Below are 19,293 nucleotides of genomic sequence, written 5' to 3'. Positions count from 1 at the left end.
TTGGGTGAGTTAGCGGGCCGCCACGTGCTTGGCGATCAGCGCCTTGGCGTCGTCGAGCAACTTGGCGCCGGACAGGCCCTTGGCGTCCATGTCCTTGACCCAGTCGGCGGCCAGCTTGTTGCCGAGCTGCTTCCAGGCGGCGAGCTCGCTCGCCGGGATCACGTTAACGGAGGCCGCGGACACGAGCTTCTTGCCCTCGTGGTCAGCCTGCAGGAAGGCCTTGCCGATCTGGCCGGACAGCGCCTGGCCACTGTTGTTGTCGATGACTTTCTTCAGGTCGGCCGGCAGGGACTCGTACTTGGCCTTGTTCATCGCGAAGATGAAGGTCGACGTGTAGAAGGCCGGCTCGGCCGGGTCGGTCTCGCTGTGGAACTTGGCCAGCTCCTGCAGCTTGACCGAGGGCACGACCTCATACGGCACGACGGCGCCGTCGATGACACCCTTGGACAGCGCGTCACCCACCTGTGGCACCGGCATGCTGACCGGCGTCGCGCCCAGCATGGCGATGAACTTGTTGGTCATGCGCGTGGGCGCACGCAGCTTCAGGCCGCGCAGGTCGGCCGCGATCTTCACGGGCTTGCTGGCCATGTGGAAGACACCATCGCCATGCACGTGGAAGGCTAGCGGCTTGACGTCCTTGAACTCGGCCTGGGCGTGCAGTTGCACGTAGTCCCACAGTGCCTTGCTGGTGGCCTCGGGGCTCTGCATCATGAAGGGCAGCTCGAAGGCCTCGATGCTCGGGAAGCGGCCGGCGGTGTAGCCGGGCAGCGTCCAGACCACGTCGGCCACGCCGTCGCGCACCTGGTCGTAGAGCTGCGGCGGCGTGCCGCCGAGCTGCATGGAGGGGTACGGCTGGCACTTCATGCGCTGCGCAGACTCCTTGGCGATCTTGTCGCACCAGGGCTGGATGAACAGCGTGTTCGCGAACGAGGTCGGCGGCAGGAAGAAGGCCAGCTTCAGCGTGACCTCCTGGGCTTGCGCCGGCACGGGCAATGCGGCGGCTGCAACCAGGCCGCATGCGGCCAGGAAGTTGAATTTCATGGATGTCTCCTGGGGTTGTTCTAGGTCAGCAGATGCACGAGCCAGAGGGCCGTGGCGGGGAAGGCGATCAGCAGCGACAGGCGCAGGCCGTCGGTGATGAGGAAGGGCACGACGCCTTTGTAGGTCTCGACCATGGGCACGTCACGCGCCAGGCCGTTCATGATGTAGACGTTCAGCCCAACGGGCGGAAAGATCATGCCGATCTCGCACACGGTCAGGATCAGGATGCCGAACCACAGTGCCTTGTCCGCCACGCCCAGGCCGAAGAAGTCCATGCCCATGATGACGGGGAAGAGCGTCGGCACGGTGAGCAGGATCATGCTCATCTCGTCCATCACGCAGCCGAGCAGGATGTAGAACACCATCACGCCGGCCATCACGAGCAGCGGCGAGATCTGCAGATGGCCCACGAGGTCGGCGAGCTGCGCGGGCAACTGCGACAGGGCCAGCGCCGCGTTGATCATGTCGGCGCCGATGAAGATCAAAAAGATCATGCCGCTGGTCTGGGCCGTGGTGCGCACCGCGGCGACGAACTTGCGAGCATCCATCTCACGGCGCAGCAGCGTGATGGCACAGGTCATCACGTTGCCGATGGCCGCGCCTTCCGTCGCCGTGAACAGGCCGCCGTAGATGCCACCGAAGACGACCGCGAAGATCGCGACGATGGGCCAGACCTTGAGCGCGGTGCCAACCACCTCGGCGCGCGAGGCGGCCTGGGCAGCGGGTGCGTCCTGCGGGTTGATGCGCACCATGACGGCGATGGCCGCGATGTAGCCCAGCGCCGCGATCAGCGCCGGCACGTAAGCCGCCAGGAACATCTTGGTGATGTTCTGCTCGGTCAGGATGGCGTAGACCATCAGCGTGACCGACGGCGGCAACAGCACGCCCATGGTCCCGCCCGTCGCCAGCGCGGCGGTGGCGAGCCTGCCCGAGTAGCCGATGCGGCGCATCTGCGGGTAGGCGACCTGGGCGATGGTGGCGGTGGTGGCGACCGTGGAGCCCGAGATCGAGCCGAAGGCCGCGCAGGCCAGCACGCCGGCCATGGCCATGCCGCCACGGAAGCGCCCCAGCAGCGCGTTGGCAAAGTCGAACAGCGCCTTGGACAGCCCACCCTGCACGGCCACCGAGCCCATCAGCATGAAGAGCGGGATGACCGACAAGTCGTAGACCGACACGCGGCCATAGACGGCGCCCTTGAGATGAGCCAGCAGCGGGTCGTACCCCGACAGGAAGATGTAGCCGACGGCGCCGGGCACGAACATCGCGATGGCGATGGGCACGCGCACGGCCATCAACACCAGCATGGCGCCGAACATCGACAGGCCGATGGACATCGTGCTCATGCAAGCACCTCGCCGCGCAGCACCTGCGCCGACTGCACGGCGCCAATGACGACGCACAGCGCGAGGCCCGGCAGCATCAGCACATACGGCATCCACAGCGGCAGGTCCATCAGCATGGAGCGTTCCTGCGACGCGTACATCGACACACCGCCGGCCGCGACACGCCAGGTGACGAGGGCCAGCACGACCGTGTAGAGCGCCGTGCCGAAGGCGTCCATCAGCCGCTGCGCCGAAGCGCTCGCGCCGGTGGTGAAGAAGTCCACGATGATGTTGGCGCGGCGGAACTGGGTGTACGGCAGGAAGCTCGCGACGACGACGGCGCCGCCCAGCTGCACCAGCTCGACGTCACCGAGGATGGGATGCGAGAAGAAGGCCCGCCCGATGACGCTGCAGGTCGTCATCAGCGCGACGGCGCTGAGCACCAGGGCACCGATGGCGGCGCTCGCGTCGCAAAGCCGTTCCAAGCGGCGCATCAAAGGCTGCGCGCCGGGGTCATGTAAATCCAACGAAGTCTCCTCGCGTGCCGCTGCGATGGCGGCGATCTCTCTGGTTTGACTTGATCCAGATCAAGTTGCGGCGCAGTCTAGGAATCGGGCCTTGCCGCCAGAAGATGCTGCGCAAGCGGTCGCGATAACCGCTGGTTATCATCAATTCATGAAGCTGACCAACTTGCGTGCGCTGGTGGCCGCCATCGAACAGGGCAGCCTGCGCGCCGCGGCGCGGCAGATCGGCGTGTCGCAACCGGCGCTGACGAAGATGATTCGCGAGCTGGAGCGCGAGCTGGCCACCACCTTGCTGCTGCGCTCGACAACGGGCGTTCTGGCCACTGCACAGGGCATGGTCCTCTATGAACGGGCCATCGCCGCCGACCGCGAGCTGACGCAGGCGGTGGACCAGATCCAGCAGCTGGGCGGTCGCATGACGGGCACGCTGTCCATCGGTGCCGTGCCGCTGGCGGTCATGCTGCTGGTGCCCGAAACGCTGCGCACTTTCGGCCGCGAGTTCCCCGACATCCAGCTGCGCATCAGCGAAGAGCTTTACATCGCGCAACTGACGCGCCTGCGCAAAGGCGAGGTCGACATCGCCCTCGGACCGCTGCCCGAGCACCTGCCGGCAGGCGAGTTCGTCGTCGAGACGCTGATGCCCATCGACATGGTCATCGTCGTGCGCAAGGGCAACCCGCTGGCGCGCGCGCGCCGGCTGGCCGACCTGGCGCAGGCGCCCTGGGTCTACACCGGCGCCACGGCCGACGCGGGCTACGCGAAGACGCTGTACGAAAGCCACGGCATGAAGCCGCCGCCGGCCGGCGCCATCGTCAACTCGACGCTGGGACTGCTGTCCATCGTCGCCAGCGGCAACTGCGCGGGCCTGTTGCCGCGCCAGATTGCGACGCACCCGTTCGCCAGTCAGCATCTGGAGATCGTGCCCGTGGAAGAAGGTGCCCTGGCACTGACGCTGGTGGCGCTGGCGCGCGCAGACACGGCCATCAAGCCCAGCGTGCGCCACTTCCTGGCCCACTTGCACCGCGCCGCCCATCACCTGACGGGCACGGCCGGCTGACGTTCAGGCGGGGCGCATCAGCTTCATCAACAGCGCGGCGCTGCGCTGCAGCAGCGGCGTGGCACGCTTCTGCGCCGGCGTCACCAGGCACAGCGTGGCGCTGATCTCGCTGCCGGCGAAGGGTGTGATCGCGAGCCGCTCCGGCTGCTCGGCCGCGCGGATCGCCTCTTCGCCCAAGGCCGCGTGGCCGATGCCGGCCGCCACCAGGTCCAGGATGGCCGGCACGCTGGAGACCTCCCACACGACGTTGAGCTGCACGCCGGCCATCGCCGCGGATGACTCCATCAGGCTGCGGAAGATGTGGCCGCGCTGCGGCATCACCAGCGGGTAGCGCGCCAGCTGGCGCAGGCTGATCGGCCGCGGCGGCGCCTCGCCGGCCGGGCTGACCAGGCACAGCTTCTCCTGGCGCAGCGGCAGGATCTCCAGCGACGGCAGCGGCTCGGGGCTGTAGATCAGCGCGAGGTCGGTGCGGCCCGTCAGCAGCCATTCGGTCAGGTGCGTGGAGAAGCCCTCCATGATGGCCAGCCGCGCCTGCGGCAGCTCGGCCTGGAAGGCCTGGATCAGCGCCAGCGTGTGCAGCCGCGCCAGCGTGGGTGGCATCGCGATGCTGATGTGGCCCACCGGCTCGTTGCGCTGAGCCAGCAGGTCTTCCTTGGCCTGGCTGACCAGATGCAGGATGTCCTGGCAATGCTGCAGCAGGCGCCGGCCGGCGTCGGTCAGCTGCACGCCACGGCCGTTGCGCAGCAGCAGCGTCTCGTGCAGCTCCACCTCCAGCGCGCGCACCTGCCGGCTCAGCGCCGGCTGAGCCACGCCCAGCACCAGCGCCGCCTTGCTGAAGCTGCCGTGCTCGGCCACATGGACAAAGGTCTCCAGCTGGTTCAGGTTCATGCCCGTCATCATCGCAGCGGCCATGCCGGGAAGGAATAGCAGCTAGCGCCGCCCAGAACTTGTTGGACTAGCGCCGACTCACAAGAATGCGAGCAGCCGCTACTGCCCCTGCCCATGCCCCACGCCGCCATCGCATTGCTGTCCTCCATGGCCACCAAGCCACTGCTGCTCGCACTGACGCAGGCCTATGAGCGCGCGCACGGCGTGACCGTGCGACTGGAGTCCGTCGGCGGCGTCGATGCCGCCAAGCGCGTGCAGGCCGGCGAGGTGTTCGACGTCATCGTGCTGGCCGACGACGCGTTGGCGGCGCTGGCCGCGCAAGGCCTGGCGCGGTCGCCTCGCGCGCTGGCGGACTCGCGCGTGGCGGTGGCCGTGCGCGCTGGCGCGCAGCGGCCGGACATCGCGTCCGAAGACGCCTTGCGCCGCAGCCTGCTGGCCGCGCGCAGCATCGGCTATTCCACCGGCCCCAGCGGCCGCGCGCTGCTGCAGATCTTCGAACGCTGGGGCCTGGCTGACACGCTGCAGGCCCGCCTCGTGCAGGCAAGCCCCGGCGTGCCCGTGGGCCGGCTGGTGGCCGACGGCGACGCCGAGATCGGCTTCCAGCAGCTCACCGAACTGCAAGGCCTGGCCGGCATCACGCTGCTGGGCGGCCTGCCGCCCGCGCTGGACATCGTCACGACCTTCACCGGCGCGGTCGGCGCACACAGCACGCAAGCCGACGCCGCGCAGGCCTTGCTGGCGTTCATGGCCAGCGACGCCACGGCGGCACTGAAACGCGCCCATGGCATGGACGCCCCGAATCATTCCTCCCGAGACAAACCCCAACCATGATCATTGACGTTCACGGCCACTACACGACGGCGCCGGCGGCCCTGGGCGCCTGGCGCGACCTGCAGATCGCCGGCCTGAAGGATCCGAGCCGGGCACCCTCGCCTGCCGACTTGAAGATCAGCGACGACGAGTTGCGCGAGTCCATCGAGACCAACCAGCTCAAGCTGATGAAGCAGCGCGGCTCGGACCTGACCATCTTCAGCCCGCGTGCCAGCTTCATGGCCCACCACATCGGCGACTTCCAGACGTCAAGCACCTGGGCCGCGATCTGCAACGAGCTCTGCCACCGCGTCGCGCAGTTCTTCCCCGACCACTTCGTGCCGGCGGCGATGCTGCCGCAGTCGCCCGGCGTGGACCCGGCGACCTGCATCCCCGAACTGGTCAAGTGCGTGGAGCAGTTCGGCAACGTCGGCATCAACCTGAACCCCGACCCGTCCGGCGGCCACTGGACGTCGCCGCCGCTGTCGGACCGGCACTGGTATCCCATCTACGAAAAGATGGTCGAGTACGACATCCCGGCCATGATCCATGTGTCGACCAGTTGCAATGCCTGCTTCCACACGACCGGCGCCCACTACCTGAACGCCGACACGACAGCCTTCATGCAGTGCCTGACCAGCGACCTGTTCAAGGACTTCCCGACGCTGAAGTTCCTGATCCCGCACGGCGGCGGCGCCGTCCCCTACCACTGGGGGCGCTTCCGCGGCCTGGCGCAGGAGCTGAAGAAGCCGCTGCTGAGCGAACACCTGCTGAACAACATCTTCTTCGACACCTGCGTGTACCACCAGCCCGGCATCGACCTGCTGACCAAGGTGATTCCGGTGAAGAACATCCTGTTCGCGTCCGAGATGATCGGTGCCGTGCGCGGCATCGACCCCGAGACCGGCCACTACTACGACGACACCAAGCGCTACGTCCAGGCGACGGCCAACCTCAGCGACGCGGACCGCCACGCGGTCTACGAGGGCAATGCCCGCCGCGTGTTCCCGCGCCTGGATGCGCAACTGAAGTCAAAGGGACTTTGACCATGTACGAACTCGGCGTCGTCTACCGCAACATCCAGCGCGCCGAGCGCGCTGCCGCCGATGGCCTGGCCCGTTATGGCTCGGCCACCGTGCACGAGGCCATGGGCCGCGTGGGCCTGCTCAAACCCTATATGCGGCCCATCTACGCCGGCGCCCAGGTGTCGGGCACGGCGGTCACCGTCCTGCTGCACCCGGGCGACAACTGGATGATGCATGTCGCCGCCGAGCAGATCCAACCCGGCGACATCGTCGTCGCGGCGCTGACGGCCGAGTGCAGCGACGGCTACTTCGGCGACCTGCTGGCCACATCCTTCCAGGCCCGTGGCGCGCGGGCGCTGGTCATCGATGCCGGCGTGCGCGACGTGAAGACGCTGGCCGAGATGGGCTTCCCCGTCTGGAGCCGCTACATCTCTTCCAAGGGCACGATCAAGGCGACGCTGGGCTCGGTCAACATCGCTGTCGTCTGCGCCGGCATGTGGGTCACGCCGGGCGACGTCATCGTGGCAGACGATGATGGCGTCGTCTGCGTGCCGGCCGTGCGCGCTGCGCAGACACTGGAAGCCGCCGCTGCCCGCGAGGCACTCGAAGGCGCCAAGCGAGAACAGCTCGCGTCTGGCGTGCTCGGGCTGGACATGTACAAGATGCGCGAGCCTCTGGCCAAGGCGGGGCTGCGCTACATCGACTGAATCACGACCTCAAACACAACGAGTGGAGACGACGATGGTGAAGACAAAGATGCTGCGCCGCCAACTGCTGCTGGGGCTGGCCGCGGCCGTGCTGGCCGCCCCGGCCCTGGCCACGGACTTCCCGACCAAGCCGGTGCGCATCCTGACGCCCTTCCCCGCCGGCTCCGGCCCCGAGGCCGTGCTGCGCGTGTTGGCCGAGAAGCTGCAGCGCCGCTGGGGCAAGCCGGTCATCGTCGAGAACCGGCCGGGGGCCAACGGCTTCATCGCCATCGACGCCTTCAAGCGCGGCGCCACCGACGGCACCGACCTGATCCAGCTGGACAACGTCCACCTCGTCGCCTACCCGCACCTGTTCAAGAAACTGCCTTATGACCCGGTGCACGACTTCGAGCCCGTGGCGCCGCTGTTCCGCACCTACTTCTTCGTCGCGGTTGCGGCCAACAGCCCCTACAAGACCGTCGGCGACATCCTGGCCGACGCCAAGGCTCACCCCGGCGAGCTGAACTACGGCTCCTGGTCGGTCGGCAACCCGGTGCACCTGGGCTCGGCGCTGCTGGAGGCGATGAGTGGCACGCAGATGCAGCACGTCGTCTACAAAGAGACCTCGCTGCTCTACACCGGCGTGGCCACGGGCGAGTTGCGCTGGGCGCTGGGCTCGCTGGCCACGGCCGGCGCGCTGTACCGCTCCGGCAAGCTGCGCTTCATCGCCGTGACCGCGCCGCAGCGGCACAGCGCCTTCCCCGACCTGCCGACCGTGGCCGAGTCGCGCGGCCCAGCCGGCTACGAGGTGACTGGCTGGACCACCATCGCCGCGCCCAAGGGCCTGCCCAAGGACGTGGCCGACAAGATCAACCAGGACATCGCCGCCTCGCTGGCCGAGCCGGACATCAAGGAGCGCTACGCGGCCTTCGGCTATGAGCCCTTCCCCGTGACGCGCGAGCAGTTCACCGCCTTCATCGCGGCGGAGTCGGCCAAGTACGCCGACGTCATCAAGCGCGCCAAGGTCGCGCTGGACTGAGGGGCGCCGCCCGCGACCGCAGGGGCTACGACAGCCCCGAGGTCCGCAGCAGCCACCAGACCGAGGCGGCCAGCGCCAGCGACAGCAGCAGCAGCGGCCAGCGTGGCCGCTCAGCGGAGGCCAGCGCGTCGCCCGGCTGGCCCGGCTTGCGGCCCACCCACATGGCGCGCAGCAGTGGCTGGCGCCGCACTAGCACATAGGCGGCGATGGCCAGCGTGTGCAGGCCCAGCCAGGCATACAGCAGCTTGGCCGCGAGTTTGTGCCAGCCGGTGAGCTGCAGGCTGGTGTCCTCGGACACCCAGTCCGACCACGGCCCCGCGAAGCCGATCTCGTCGTTGCCCATCAGGCCGGTCAGCACCTGCGCCACCAGCAGCGTCAGCACGGCGAGCACCGATAGCGCCCCCAGCGGGTTGTGGCCCAGCCCCTGCCAGCGCCCGCGCAGGTAGGCCAGCACGCGCGCGGGCGAGGGCCAGAACTGCGCGAAGCGCGCATAGCGCGTGCCCCACAAGCCCCAGGCGAGGCGGAACACCAGCAGAGCCGCGATGGCCTGGCCCGCGCGCGCATGCCAGGTCATCCACGCGCCGCCGGCCAGGCCGGTGGCGATGGCGCTGGACACGAGCAGCACCAGGGCCCAGTGGAAGACCCGCAGCGGCAGGTCCCAGACGACGACGTCGGCCGCCGCCGCCGGGCGGTCAAGGCTGGCGGGCTGCGGCGACATCGGTGCCTCCCGCGGCGGCCTGGGCGCGCGGCGCAGGCGGCTGGATGTGGGCGACAGCCTTGCCGCCTTCCTGTTCATAGTCCTCGCTGCCCGTGGCGCCGGCGACCTTGTAGCCCTTGTCGGCCAGGATGTCGCCCGCGCGGCCGGCGCGCTGTGCGTGGTTGGACACGGTCAGGATGACGCGGTCCTTGGGCAGGTAGGCGAGCTGCTTGTCGAGCTGGCTGTTCTGGATGTTGAGGTAGACCGGGAAGCTGCCGTACTTGATCAGCTCGTCCGGGCGGCGCAGGTCCAGCACCAGCAGCTTCTCGGGCTGGGCCAGCAGCGCGTCGACCTCGACGGCCTTCAGGCGCTTGGTCTTGTACTTCCATTCGGCGGCCGCGGCGGGCGCGGAGGCTGCGGTGGTCTGGGCCTGGGCAAGCGTGTTCGCGCCGAGCAAGGCGACGAGGGCGAGGGTGGCGAGTTTCTTCATGGGGCGACTCAGCAGAAGTGACGGATGCAGCGCACAGCGCAGCTTCCGTGCCAGCCCGGACGGGCGCCGGACAGGCCCGAAAGCCGGCCGCGCCCGTCAGAACTGCGCGCTCGACAGCAGCCTCTGCTGCCGCGCTGTTGATCCGTCAACACCGCCGTGCAAGCGGGCGGCAGCAAGACCCGGCCCCATGGCCGCAAAGCCGTCCCAAACGGCGCCAAACCCCGTTTGCCAACGAGAAGCGCAGCAGCTTAGAAGCCCAGCGTATTGGGCACGCTTGCTGCAAAGAAGTGATCGGCAAACCTTCCTCCGTTCACTTCACCCATGACCCAATCACACCGCTTTCGCCTGCGTCCACTGACCGCCCTCATCGCCACGCTGGCCGCCGGCAGCGCACTCGCGCAGGACGCCACGCCGCCCGCCGACGACACTCAGGCCCTCGGCGCCGTCACCGTGCGCAGCCGCAATCGCATCGAGAAGCTGCAGGACGTGCCGCTGTCCATCTCCGTCATTCAAGGCGGCGAGCTGGACCGCCTGGGTGCCGTCGGCATCGACGACATCACCAAGCGCGCCGCCAACGTCAGCTGGAACCTCGGCAACCAGCGCACCAGCTCCATCTCCATCCGCGGCATCGGCAAGATCGGCCAGACCGAGGCCCAGGATCCCAGCGTGGGCATCATCGTGGACGGCGTCTCCTACGCCTACAACGCGCTGACCTCCAGCTTCGACTTCGTCGACATCGACACCATCGAGGTCACGCGCGGCCCGCAGGGCACGCTGCTGGGCAAGAACGCCAGCGTCGGCAACATCATCTTCACCACCAAGCGCCCGAGCTTCACGCCGACGGCCGACTTCACGCTGGGCTTCCGGCAGCGCGATGGCGTGTTCGCCACCGCGGCCATCGGCGGCCCCATCGTCGACGGCCTCGTCGCCTGGCGCGGCACCTTCTCGGCCAACCGCGGCGCGGGCGACATCAAGAACGCCTACAACCGCGACGTCAGCTACACCAACACCGACCGCATCTCCGGCCGCGTGCAGTTCCTCGTCACGCCCTCGCCCGACTTCAAGGCCCGCTTCGCCTTCGACCTGCAGCCGCGTGCCGGCGAGACCACCAACGGCCGCAGCTTCCCCGTCGTCAACCCGCCGACGACCTATTCCAACGGCGCGCCCATCACCTCGCTGACCAACGAGCAGCGCCTGGGCCGTCGCTGGTTCAAGGACAACACGGGCTACTCCCTGGCCGACTACCAGAACCTGCTGACCACCGACTCGGTGCGCGGCCTGGTCACCGGCAGCTCGGGCGCGACGGCCGACCTGAACTGGCAGGTCGCCGGCCACACGCTGACCTCCATCACCGCCTTCAAGAGCTACCACTTCGACGCGGTGAACGACGACGCGACGCCGTTCGACGTCTACCGCAATGCCGGCGGTTTCTGGAACGACTACCGCCAGGCCACGCAGGAGTTGCGCCTGACGTCCGCCCCCGGCGGCTTCGTCGACTACCAGGCCGGGCTCTACTTCATCAAGGTCAACAACACGGCCGACTACCGCCGCTGGTGGGGCAACGACGCCGGTGCCTGGTTCGCCAACAACGCGCAATACGCCCGCCTGGATGCCGACGGCGCCGGCCGCGACCTGCTGCGCAACACGCTGGCCAACGTGAAGGCCTCCTACAACAGCCCGACCGGCGTGCAGGACATCCGCAACCAGAGTGCCGCCATCTTCGCCCAGGCCAACTGGCATTTGAGCGACGCGCTGACCGTGACCACCGGCGCCCGCCTGACCCGCGAGGACCGCCGCAACACCGGCGCCAGCCGCATCACCAGCGACGGCAGCGCACCCGAGCTGAACCCGGTCAGCGTCAACGGCGTGGCCCTGGGCGGCTTCGCCACCAACGCGACTGGCGACCTCGCCGCCGGCAACACGGCCGAGCAGATCGCCCTGGCCAACGCCACCGCAGCCAAGTACTTCAACGTGCAGACCTATGCCGCACTGACGGCCGCGCAACGCCGCCAGATTGCCGACGCCAAGGCCATCCGCCAGGCCAACATCGGCGTGCTGTTCCCGACCACCGAGGCCCAGCCGTTCAAGGCGACCCAGCCGGCCTGGGTGCTGAGCCCGAGCTACAAGTTCAGCCGCGACCTGACCGGCTATGCCTCGCTGCAGCATGGCGAGAAGGCCGGCATCGCCCAATTCGTCAACGGCATCTCCACGCCGGTCAAGGCCGAGAAGACCGACAGCTTCGAGCTGGGCTTCAAGTCGGCGCTGCTGAACAAGACGCTGATCCTGAACGCCGATGTCTTCCTGACCCGCATCAAGGACTACCAGCAGAGCGTCCGCATCCTGGACAGCTACACGACCACGCAGACCAACGACGGCACGCGCTACTACACCAGCGCCACCGGCAATGCGCCCAAGGTCGAGGTCAAAGGGCTGGAGATCGACGGCGTCTACGGCGGCATCCGCGACCTGACCGTGCGCTTCTCGGCGGCCTACAACGACGCCAAGTACAAGTCCTTCCCGAACGCGGCCCAACGCGTCGAGGACGCCTACCCGGGCTCCTCGCCCTACACCGACATCAGCGGCCAGCCGCTGGCCGGTGCGGCCAAGTACACCGGCAACGTCGGCCTGGACTATCGCCAGGCCGTCTGGGGTGACAAGGAGATCAATTACACGGCCAACGTGGCGTTCTCCTCGTCCTATTACTCGGACGTCAGCCTGTCGGCCTATTCCGTGGTGCCCAAGACCACGACGGTGGACGCCGGCATCGGTTTCGGCACGCGCAACAAGAGCTTCAACGTGACCCTGCTCGTCAAGAACCTCTTCGACGACGACACCGTGCGCAGCCGCAGCAGCACCAGCTACACACCGGCCATACCGCGCAGCGTGGGCATCCAGTTCATGGCCAAGTTGTAACCCTGTTCAGGAATCAACAGCGCGTCAACAGCGCTGTTGGCGCCCCCGCAAATCCAGCCCCGATTTGCCGCCCTCCGCGCCGTTTTTGCTGGCGCGTTTATTGCGCTGACCCTTCCAGTTCATCTCCCGGGAGACCTACGTGCCCAAGTTCCGGATCGCCCCTCTTTCTCGTGTCGCTCTTGCTGCCCTGCTGGCATGCGTCACCACCCTCAGTCCCGCCGAGGACTACGCGCCCCCCGGCGGCTTCGTCAAGGGCAGCGAGCGCCCGTGGTCGTACACGCCGCTCAACACCAAGGTCGCCACGCCGGCCGTCAAGGCCAAGGCCTGGGTGCGCGAGCCGCTTGACGCCTTCGTGCTGGCCAAGCTGGAGGCGCAAGGCATTGCACCCTCGGCCGAGGCCGACCGGCGCGCCTACATCCGCCGCGCCACGCTCGACACCTGGGGCCTCCTGCCCACGCCGGAGGAAGTGAATGCCTTCGTCAACGACAAGTCGCCCAAGGCGCACGAGAAGCTGGTCGAGCGCCTGCTCGCGTCGCCGCGCTACGGCGAGCGCCAGGCGCGCCGTTGGCTGGACCTGAGCCGCTACGCCGACAGCGACGGCTACAACACCGACGGCACCCGGCCCAACATCTGGCGCTACCGCGACTACGTCGTCAACGCCTTCAACGCCGACAAGCCCTTCGACCGTTTCGTCAAGGAACAGCTGGCCGGCGACGAACTGTGGCCCGACAAGACCGAGGCGCTGATCGCCACCGGTTTCCTGCGCAACCTGCCGGACGAGATCAACGCGCGCGACCTGAACCTGAAGAAGCAGGAAGTCGCCAACGACCTGACCGACACCGTCTCCGCCGTGTTCCTGGGCACGACGCTGGGCTGCGCCCAATGCCACGACCACAAGACCGAGAAGATCACGCAGCAGGAGTACTACCAGTTCCAGGCCTTCTTCTCCAACGCCAGCTGGAAGGACGACGTCTCGCCGCTGACCGGGAAGGCCAAGGCCGACTACGACGCGCAGCTCGCCAAATGGGAGGCCGCCACTAAGGACCTGCGCGAGAAGCGCGAGGCTTTGCTCAAGCCCACCATCGACAAGCTGGAGACCGACCGCCTGTCCGGCTTCGTGCCCGAGACGCGCGTGTCCATCACCAAGCCGGCCGCTGAGCGCAACGCCTACGACCGCTGGATCTACCACCGCAACCTCTGGACGATGCAGGGCCGCACGCGCAATGCCGAGAACCAGATGCGCACCCGCGACAAGGACAACTACGCCAAGTACCAGGAGCTGGGCGAGGAGCTGAAGAAGTTCGACAAGCTCAAGCCCAAGGACCCCGGCGCGATCTCGACCATGGTCGAGCTGGGCCCGGATTCGCCGCCGACCAAGGTGTTGTTCAAGGGCATCTACGACCGCCCGCTGCAGGAAGTGCAACCCGGCCTGCCGGCGCTGCTGACCGACAACACGACGCCGAAGATCGAACCGACGGCCACGTCCTCGGGCCGCCGCACGGCGCTGGCCAACTGGCTGGTGAGCCCGGAGAACGGCCTGACGGCGCGCGTGTTCGTCAACCGCCAGTGGGCGCAGTTCTTCGGCCGCGGCATCGTCGACACGTCGGCCGACTTCGGCAAGACCGGCTCCAAGCCGACCCATCCCGAGCTGCTCGACCGCCTGGCCGCCGATTTCGTCAAACAGGGCTGGAGCGTGAAGACGCTGCACAAGCAGATCCTGCTTTCCAGCACCTACCGCCAGGCCAGCGAGGCGCGTGAGGTCAAGCCCGACCCGGACAACAAGCTGCTGTGGGCCTTCCCGCGCCAGCGCCTGGAAGCCGAACAGCTGCGCGACTCGCTGCTGGCCGCCTCCGGCCTGCTGGAAGAAAAGCGCGGCGGCCCGTCGGTCTACCCGCCCATCCCGACCAACTTCGACATCGGCGGCCAGCGCAACCGCTGGCAGACGTCCGAGGACCCACGCGACCACAACCGCCGCAGCCTCTACGTCTTCGTGCTGCGCAACTCGCCCTACCCGCTGCTGGAAACCTTCGACTGGGCCAACCCGCAATCGCCGCACTTCCGCCGTGACGTGACGACGACCGCACCGCAGGCCTTGGCCCTGGTCAACAGCGACCTGGTGCTGGGCTGGAGCCAGGCCCTGGCCGGTCGCGTGCTGCAGGAGGCACCGGCCAGCGAGTCCGCGCAGATCGACCGCGTCTACGAGATCCTGTTCGCCCGCAAGCCGTCGACGAAGGAAAAGGAAAAGCTCGTCGCCTTCCTGAACGCGCAGGAGACGCTGCAGGTCGCCCAGGCGGGCCAGGTGAAGAAGCCGCATCTGCCCGAAGGCTGGGGGGTCGACCCCAAGCTCGCCAAGCAGATCGACGGCTTCTACAAGGCCGCCTACAAGCGCGAGCCCGACCGCTACGAGCGCACCGCCTTCCTGTCCTACCTGGACCAGCAAGCCGCCAAGCGCAAGAAGGGCGACGGCGGCGACGACGCGGCGGATGACGGGGGCGCAGCCGCTCCCGCCGCAGCCGCGGCCCCGACCGGCGCGCCCACCAAGGGCGCCAGCAAGGCCCGCGCCGCCGCCTTCGTCGACCTGGTCCACACCCTGGTCAACACCAACGAATTCACCTATCGCTTCTGAGGTCAGCCATGAGCCACTCCCACGATCATTCCCGCCGTCATTTCCTCGGCACCGCTGCCGGTGCAGCAGCCGCGGGCGCCTTCGGTTTCGGCAGCTTCGGCGGCCTCTCGTCCGCCTTTGCCAGCGAACTCTTCGACCCGACGACACCGCGCCAGCCCCACCACCCGGCCAAGGCCAAGGCCGTCATCTGGCTGCACATGGCCGGCGCGCCCAGCACGCTGGACTTGTTCGACTACAAGCCCGAGCTGATCAAGCTGGCCGGCACGCCGCTGCCCGACAGCTTCGGCAAGGACTTGAAGACCGCCACCGACGGCGGTGTGGGCAACCTGTTCGCCAGCAAGCGCACGTGGAAGCAGCATGGTGAAAGCGGCGCGTGGGTCTCCGACCTGCTGCCCCACATCGCCAAGCAGGCCGACCAGATCGCCTTCCTGAAAGGCAGCAAGACCGAAGGCAGCACGCACGTCATCGCGTCGCTGAAGCTGCACACGGCCGGCCTGGTGCCGGGCCGCCCGGCGCTGGGCTCCTGGGTGCAGTACGGCCTGGGCTCGGCCAACCCCGACCTGCCCGCCTTCGTCGTGCTGCCCACCGGCGTGGGTGCGGCCGGCGGCGGCCGCGGCGCAGTCATCTGGAGCAGCGGCTTCCTGCCCGCCGCGCTGCAGGGCACGCCGTTCCGCAAGGGCGACTCGCCCATCCTGCACCTGGCCCGCCCCGAAGGCATCACCGAGAAGGAGCAGAAAGAACAGCTGGCGTTGCTGAGCGCGCTGAACGCTGACCATGCCTCGCGCTACCCCGGCGACACCGAGCTGCTGGCCCGCGCCAAGAGCTATGACCTGGCCTACCGCATGCAGGTCTCGGCCCCCGAGGCCGTGGACCTGAGCAAGGAAACCGCGGCGACCAAGGCGGCCTACGGCATCGGCACCAAGGAGACCGACGAGTACGGCACCTCGCTGCTGCGCGCCCGCCGCCTGGTGGAGCGCGGCGTGCGCTTCGTGCATGTCATCTCCGGCGCGCCGGACAACAGCGTCGACAGCTGGGACGCGCACAACAACCTGGAGAAGAACCACGCCGTCATGTGCAAGCAGGTGGACCAGCCGGTCGGCGCGCTGCTGGCCGACCTGAAGGAACGCGGCCTGCTGGACACGACGCTGGTGGTCTGGGCCTCTGAATTCGGCCGCACGCCGTATGGCCAGAGCGGCAACGGCCGCGACCACAACCCCTGGGGCTACACGCAGTGGATCGCCGGCGGCGGCATCAAGCCGGGCACCTATGGCGGCACGGACGAGATCGGCCTGCGTGCCGAGACCGGCATCGTCGACACCTACGACCTGCAGGCAACGCTGCTGCACCAGCTGGGCTTGAACCACAAGAAGCTGGTGTTCGCCCACCAGGGCCGCGCGGAGAAGGCCACCACCGTGTTCGGCGACGTCATCAAGGAGATCCTGGCTTGATCGTTCGCGTTCTCGCGCTCGCCCTGCCCCTGCTTGTCGTCGGCACCGTGCTGGCCGCCCAAGGCCAGCTCACGGCCGACGACATGCGCGAGGCCGAGGAGACGCTGCACAACCTCGACTCGCGCATCAGCCTGCAAGACCGCAAGGCGCTGGACGACGCCAAGGAGCTGGCCCGCTACTTCCAGCAGGTGGAGGGCCACTTCAGCGCCAAGGCCGATGCCGCCCGCGGCGTGGACTTCTCGCGCAAATCCCAGGCGCACGCGAACGCCATCGTCGAGGCCGTCGAGGCCGGCAACTACGACGCGGCCATGGACCGCCTGAGCGACCTGACGCGCAGCTGCAAGACCTGCCACGAGGTCTACAAGAAGAAATGAAACGCCTGACCCTGATGGCCCTCGCGGCCCTGCTCGTCGCACCGCTGACCCAGGCCGCCTCGCGGCTGGACCTGGGCCTCTGGATGCGCGCCATCGACAGCAAGACCGTCAGCGTGCAAAAGCACCTGGCCGCCGGCCGCAAGGACGAGGCCGTGGCCGATGCGCAGGCGCTGCAAAAGCTCTACGCCGACATGGCGCTGTACTTCGAGCGCGACTACCCGGCGGCCGACGCCGTGAGCTTCTCGCGCGACGGCGAGCGGCTGGCGGCGGCCATCCCCGCCCACGTGGCCCAGGGCGACATCGCCGCCGCCGCGCAATCGGCGCGCGCCATCGCGCTGGCGTGCAACGACTGCCACGACCCCTACAAGCCCTTGCCCTGAACGCCATGAACCTCTTCCAGAAGACCCTCGGCCTGTCATTGGCGCTCGCCTTCACCGGCGCTGCCCAGGCCGCCCTCAAGCCCGGCGATGCCGCACCGGACTTCCGCGCCAGCGCGGCACTCGCCGGCAAGACCGTCGACGTGCAGCTGAAGGACGCGCTGGCCAAAGGCCCCGTCGTCGTCTACTTCTACCCGGCCGCGTTCACCGGCGGCTGCAATCTGCAGGCGCATGAGTTCGCCGAGAACCTCGCCCGCTTCACTGCTGCCGGCGCCACCGTCATCGGCGTGTCCGGCGACGGCATCGAGCGCCTGCGCGAGTTCTCCAGCGACCCCGAGACCTGCGCCGGCAAGCTGACCGTCGCGTCCGACGCCGATGGGCGCATCGCCCGCGCCTTCGACATCGCGACGACCGAGACGCCCGCGGGCCGCAAGACGACCAAGGGCCAGGACATCACGCATGCGCGCGCCGAGCGGACCAGCTTCGTGCTCGACCGCAGCGGCCGCGTCGTCGCCACTGTCGGCAACCTCGCACCGGCCGCCAACGTCGAAGCCGCGCTGGCCGCCGCCCAGGCGCTGGCGCCCGCGCCGGCGCGCACGAGCGGCATCGCCGGCGTCGTGGCCGAGGGCACGCCCATCGTCGTCCTGGGCGACGGCTTCAAGGGCACCGAGGGGCCCATCGGCCTGCCCGACGGCAGCTTCCTGTTCACCGAAACGCAGGACCAGCGCATCACGCGCATCGCCGCCGACGGCCGCCTGTCCACGCATCTGCGCGACAGCAATGGCGCCAACGGTCTGGGCTTGACGCCCACCGGCGAACTGGTGGCCGTGCAGGTCAACGACACGCGCGTCGGCACTGTCGGCGCCGGCGCCAGGACGCTGGCCAGTGGCTGGGGCGGCAAGCCCTTCGGCCGACCCAACGACCTGGTCGTCGCGCGCGACGGCAGCATCTACTTCACCGACTCCGGCCGCAACGCCAACCAGGCTGCCGCGGTTGGCGAGACGGCGCCGCCCGCCGTCTACCGGCTCAAGCCCGGGACTCCCGGCCTGCTGGAGCGTCTGGCCGTCGACATCACCCGCCCCAACGGCATCCAGCTCAGCCCCGACGAGAAGACGCTGTTCGTGGCCAACACGGCCGGCGAGCATGTGCTGGCCTACGACGTCCTGGCCGACGGCAACCTCGGCCCTCGGCGCGACTTCGCCAGGTTGGCCGGCTGGCGCATCGACGCGCCGGGCGGCCCCAGCAGCGGCGCCGACGGCCTGGCCGTGGACGCGCAAGGCCGGCTCTTCGTCGCCAGCAGCGTCGGCATCGAGGTCTTCGACGCGACGGGGCGTGCGCTGGGCGTCATCGCGCTGCCCAAGCAGCCCCAGAACCTCGCCTTTGCCGGCAAGGACAAGAAGCAGCTCTTCGTCGTCGGTCGCGGCGCCGCCTACCGCATCGACACGCTGGCCCAGGGCTACACGGGCCGCGGCAAGTAACCCCTTTCCCTCCACCAGAGAACTCGATGAAAACCATCCTCACCGTGCTGGCGGCCACGCTGCTGGCCGCCGCCGTCGCCACCTCGGTCCAGGCCCAGCAGGCCCCCAAGCCCGAGCAACTCATCAAGTGGCGCCAGTCGGCCTACCAGGTCATTGGCTGGAACGCCGGCCGCGTGAAGGCCAATGTCGACGGCACCTACAACAAGGACGAGGTCATCCGCGCGGCCAACACGATTGCCGCGGTCGCCAACACCGGCCTGCCGTCGCTGTTTGCCGCCGGCACGGAAACCGGCAAGGGCTGGAAGGACACGACCGTGAAGGCCACGCTGTTCAGCGACGCGTCCGGCGCCGCCGCCGCGCAGGCCGCCTTCGGCAAGGAAGCCAGCGAACTCGCACGCGTCGCCCAGGGCGGCGATGTCGCGGCCGTCAAGGCCCAGCTCGCCGCGCTGCAGAAGACCTGCAAGGCCTGCCACGACGACTACCGCAACAGCAATTGAT

Annotated in this window: 18 protein-coding genes; 12 read left to right on the top strand and 6 right to left on the bottom strand. The window is 68.6% G+C overall.

What is annotated here, in order from left to right; genetic code table 11:
- Nucleotides 1–9 precede the first annotated feature (9 nt).
- Genes AC1D29_RS09135 through AC1D29_RS09125 form a run of 3 tightly spaced genes read right to left on the bottom strand, consistent with a single transcriptional unit; the run spans nt 10 to nt 2,857 of the window.
- Nucleotides 10–1,041 (bottom strand): TRAP transporter substrate-binding protein, encoded by a 1,032-nt coding sequence (locus tag AC1D29_RS09135; protein ID WP_477896400.1) that lies wholly within the window; start codon nt 1,039–1,041, stop codon nt 10–12.
- Nucleotides 1,042–1,061: 20 nt separating this feature from the next.
- Nucleotides 1,062–2,384, bottom strand: coding sequence for a TRAP transporter large permease (locus tag AC1D29_RS09130; RefSeq protein WP_477896398.1), 1,323 nt, complete (start codon nt 2,382–2,384; stop codon nt 1,062–1,064).
- Nucleotides 2,381–2,857, bottom strand: a complete 477-nt coding sequence (locus tag AC1D29_RS09125; protein WP_477896396.1) for a TRAP transporter small permease — start codon at nt 2,855–2,857, stop codon at nt 2,381–2,383. Before AC1D29_RS09125 ends, AC1D29_RS09130 begins: the two co-directional genes overlap by 4 nt.
- 181 nt (nt 2,858–3,038) lie before the next feature.
- Between AC1D29_RS09125 and AC1D29_RS09120 the strand changes: the two genes are divergently transcribed.
- On the top strand, nt 3,039–3,944 hold the full coding sequence (locus AC1D29_RS09120) for a LysR family transcriptional regulator (protein WP_477896394.1): 906 nt from the start codon (nt 3,039–3,041) through the stop codon (nt 3,942–3,944).
- Between the two features lie 3 nt (nt 3,945–3,947).
- On the opposite strand, the gene AC1D29_RS09115 is transcribed toward AC1D29_RS09120, so the two are convergent.
- Nucleotides 3,948–4,856, bottom strand: coding sequence for a LysR family transcriptional regulator (locus AC1D29_RS09115; RefSeq protein WP_477896392.1), 909 nt, complete (start codon nt 4,854–4,856; stop codon nt 3,948–3,950).
- A gap of 90 nt (nt 4,857–4,946) precedes the next feature.
- Here AC1D29_RS09115 and AC1D29_RS09110 point away from each other — a divergent pair, with 90 nt between their 5' ends.
- From AC1D29_RS09110 to AC1D29_RS09095, 4 genes are read left to right on the top strand one after another with little or no spacing between them, the layout of a single operon-like run.
- The gene (locus tag AC1D29_RS09110) at nt 4,947–5,663 is read left to right on the top strand and encodes a substrate-binding domain-containing protein (RefSeq protein WP_477896390.1); all 717 of its coding nucleotides are present in this window, start codon (nt 4,947–4,949) and stop codon (nt 5,661–5,663) included.
- Entirely contained in the window at nt 5,660–6,688 is a 1,029-nt protein-coding gene (locus AC1D29_RS09105) for an amidohydrolase family protein (RefSeq protein WP_477896388.1), read from the top strand. Before AC1D29_RS09110 ends, AC1D29_RS09105 begins: the two co-directional genes overlap by 4 nt.
- Nucleotides 6,689–6,690: 2 nt before the next feature.
- Entirely contained in the window at nt 6,691–7,374 is a 684-nt protein-coding gene (gene ligK / locus AC1D29_RS09100) for a 4-carboxy-4-hydroxy-2-oxoadipate aldolase/oxaloacetate decarboxylase (protein ID WP_477896386.1), read from the top strand.
- Nucleotides 7,375–7,408: 34 nt separating this feature from the next.
- Nucleotides 7,409–8,392: a Bug family tripartite tricarboxylate transporter substrate binding protein gene (locus tag AC1D29_RS09095; RefSeq protein ID WP_477896384.1), complete on the top strand. Its 984-nt coding sequence runs from the start codon at nt 7,409–7,411 to the stop codon at nt 8,390–8,392.
- A 25-nt stretch (nt 8,393–8,417) separates the two neighbouring features.
- Here the strand turns inward: AC1D29_RS09095 and AC1D29_RS09090 are convergent, their stop codons facing one another.
- Both AC1D29_RS09090 and AC1D29_RS09085 read right to left on the bottom strand, forming a co-directional pair.
- Entirely contained in the window at nt 8,418–9,110 is a 693-nt protein-coding gene (locus AC1D29_RS09090; RefSeq protein ID WP_477896382.1) for a cytochrome b/b6 domain-containing protein, read from the bottom strand.
- Nucleotides 9,085–9,579 (bottom strand): rhodanese-like domain-containing protein, encoded by a 495-nt coding sequence (locus AC1D29_RS09085; protein WP_477896380.1) that lies wholly within the window; start codon nt 9,577–9,579, stop codon nt 9,085–9,087. Before AC1D29_RS09085 ends, AC1D29_RS09090 begins: the two co-directional genes overlap by 26 nt.
- Nucleotides 9,580–9,900: 321 nt before the next feature.
- Between AC1D29_RS09085 and AC1D29_RS09080 the strand changes: the two genes are divergently transcribed.
- The 7 genes from AC1D29_RS09080 (at nt 9,901) to AC1D29_RS09050 (ending at nt 19,292) form a co-directional block, all read left to right on the top strand.
- On the top strand, nt 9,901–12,492 hold the full coding sequence (locus AC1D29_RS09080; protein WP_477896378.1) for a TonB-dependent receptor: 2,592 nt from the start codon (nt 9,901–9,903) through the stop codon (nt 12,490–12,492).
- Nucleotides 12,493–12,631: 139 nt separating this feature from the next.
- Nucleotides 12,632–15,118: a DUF1549 and DUF1553 domain-containing protein gene (locus AC1D29_RS09075; RefSeq protein ID WP_477896376.1), complete on the top strand. Its 2,487-nt coding sequence runs from the start codon at nt 12,632–12,634 to the stop codon at nt 15,116–15,118.
- A gap of 8 nt (nt 15,119–15,126) precedes the next feature.
- Nucleotides 15,127–16,566 carry a DUF1501 domain-containing protein gene (locus AC1D29_RS09070; protein ID WP_477896374.1) on the top strand — a complete coding sequence of 480 codons (1,440 nt, stop codon included), beginning with the start codon at nt 15,127–15,129 and terminating at the stop codon, nt 16,564–16,566.
- Nucleotides 16,563–16,940, top strand: coding sequence for a hypothetical protein (locus AC1D29_RS09065; RefSeq protein WP_477896372.1), 378 nt, complete (start codon nt 16,563–16,565; stop codon nt 16,938–16,940). The genes AC1D29_RS09070 and AC1D29_RS09065 overlap by 4 nt, the downstream gene beginning before the upstream one ends.
- The gene (locus tag AC1D29_RS09060; RefSeq protein ID WP_477896370.1) at nt 16,937–17,320 is read left to right on the top strand and encodes a hypothetical protein; all 384 of its coding nucleotides are present in this window, start codon (nt 16,937–16,939) and stop codon (nt 17,318–17,320) included. The genes AC1D29_RS09065 and AC1D29_RS09060 overlap by 4 nt, the downstream gene beginning before the upstream one ends.
- A gap of 5 nt (nt 17,321–17,325) precedes the next feature.
- The gene (locus AC1D29_RS09055) at nt 17,326–18,795 is read left to right on the top strand and encodes an SMP-30/gluconolactonase/LRE family protein (protein ID WP_477896368.1); all 1,470 of its coding nucleotides are present in this window, start codon (nt 17,326–17,328) and stop codon (nt 18,793–18,795) included.
- A gap of 26 nt (nt 18,796–18,821) precedes the next feature.
- The gene (locus AC1D29_RS09050; RefSeq protein ID WP_477896366.1) at nt 18,822–19,292 is read left to right on the top strand and encodes a c-type cytochrome; all 471 of its coding nucleotides are present in this window, start codon (nt 18,822–18,824) and stop codon (nt 19,290–19,292) included.
- Nucleotide 19,293: the final 1 nt, after the last annotated feature.

The sequence above is a fragment of the Roseateles sp. P1_C6 genome (genome assembly GCF_056406315.1).
The sequence above is the reverse complement of the archived record's forward strand: the minus strand, read 5'-3'. Positions and strand labels throughout refer to the sequence as shown.

Coding starts and splice junctions, on each gene's coding strand:
- AC1D29_RS09090 (WP_477896382.1), bottom strand. CDS start 9,110: ATGTCGCCGCAGCCCGCCAGCCTTGACCGCCCGGCGGCGGCGGCCGAC.
- AC1D29_RS09120 (WP_477896394.1), top strand. CDS start 3,039: ATGAAGCTGACCAACTTGCGTGCGCTGGTGGCCGCCATCGAACAGGGC.
- AC1D29_RS09130 (WP_477896398.1), bottom strand. CDS start 2,384: ATGAGCACGATGTCCATCGGCCTGTCGATGTTCGGCGCCATGCTGGTG.
- AC1D29_RS09110 (WP_477896390.1), top strand. CDS start 4,947: ATGCCCCACGCCGCCATCGCATTGCTGTCCTCCATGGCCACCAAGCCA.
- AC1D29_RS09095 (WP_477896384.1), top strand. CDS start 7,409: ATGGTGAAGACAAAGATGCTGCGCCGCCAACTGCTGCTGGGGCTGGCC.
- AC1D29_RS09070 (WP_477896374.1), top strand. CDS start 15,127: ATGAGCCACTCCCACGATCATTCCCGCCGTCATTTCCTCGGCACCGCT.
- AC1D29_RS09055 (WP_477896368.1), top strand. CDS start 17,326: ATGAACCTCTTCCAGAAGACCCTCGGCCTGTCATTGGCGCTCGCCTTC.
- AC1D29_RS09135 (WP_477896400.1), bottom strand. CDS start 1,041: ATGAAATTCAACTTCCTGGCCGCATGCGGCCTGGTTGCAGCCGCCGCA.
- ligK (WP_477896386.1), top strand. CDS start 6,691: ATGTACGAACTCGGCGTCGTCTACCGCAACATCCAGCGCGCCGAGCGC.
- AC1D29_RS09085 (WP_477896380.1), bottom strand. CDS start 9,579: ATGAAGAAACTCGCCACCCTCGCCCTCGTCGCCTTGCTCGGCGCGAAC.
- AC1D29_RS09125 (WP_477896396.1), bottom strand. CDS start 2,857: ATGCGCCGCTTGGAACGGCTTTGCGACGCGAGCGCCGCCATCGGTGCC.
- AC1D29_RS09050 (WP_477896366.1), top strand. CDS start 18,822: ATGAAAACCATCCTCACCGTGCTGGCGGCCACGCTGCTGGCCGCCGCC.
- AC1D29_RS09115 (WP_477896392.1), bottom strand. CDS start 4,856: ATGGCCGCTGCGATGATGACGGGCATGAACCTGAACCAGCTGGAGACC.
- AC1D29_RS09105 (WP_477896388.1), top strand. CDS start 5,660: ATGATCATTGACGTTCACGGCCACTACACGACGGCGCCGGCGGCCCTG.
- AC1D29_RS09060 (WP_477896370.1), top strand. CDS start 16,937: ATGAAACGCCTGACCCTGATGGCCCTCGCGGCCCTGCTCGTCGCACCG.
- AC1D29_RS09080 (WP_477896378.1), top strand. CDS start 9,901: ATGACCCAATCACACCGCTTTCGCCTGCGTCCACTGACCGCCCTCATC.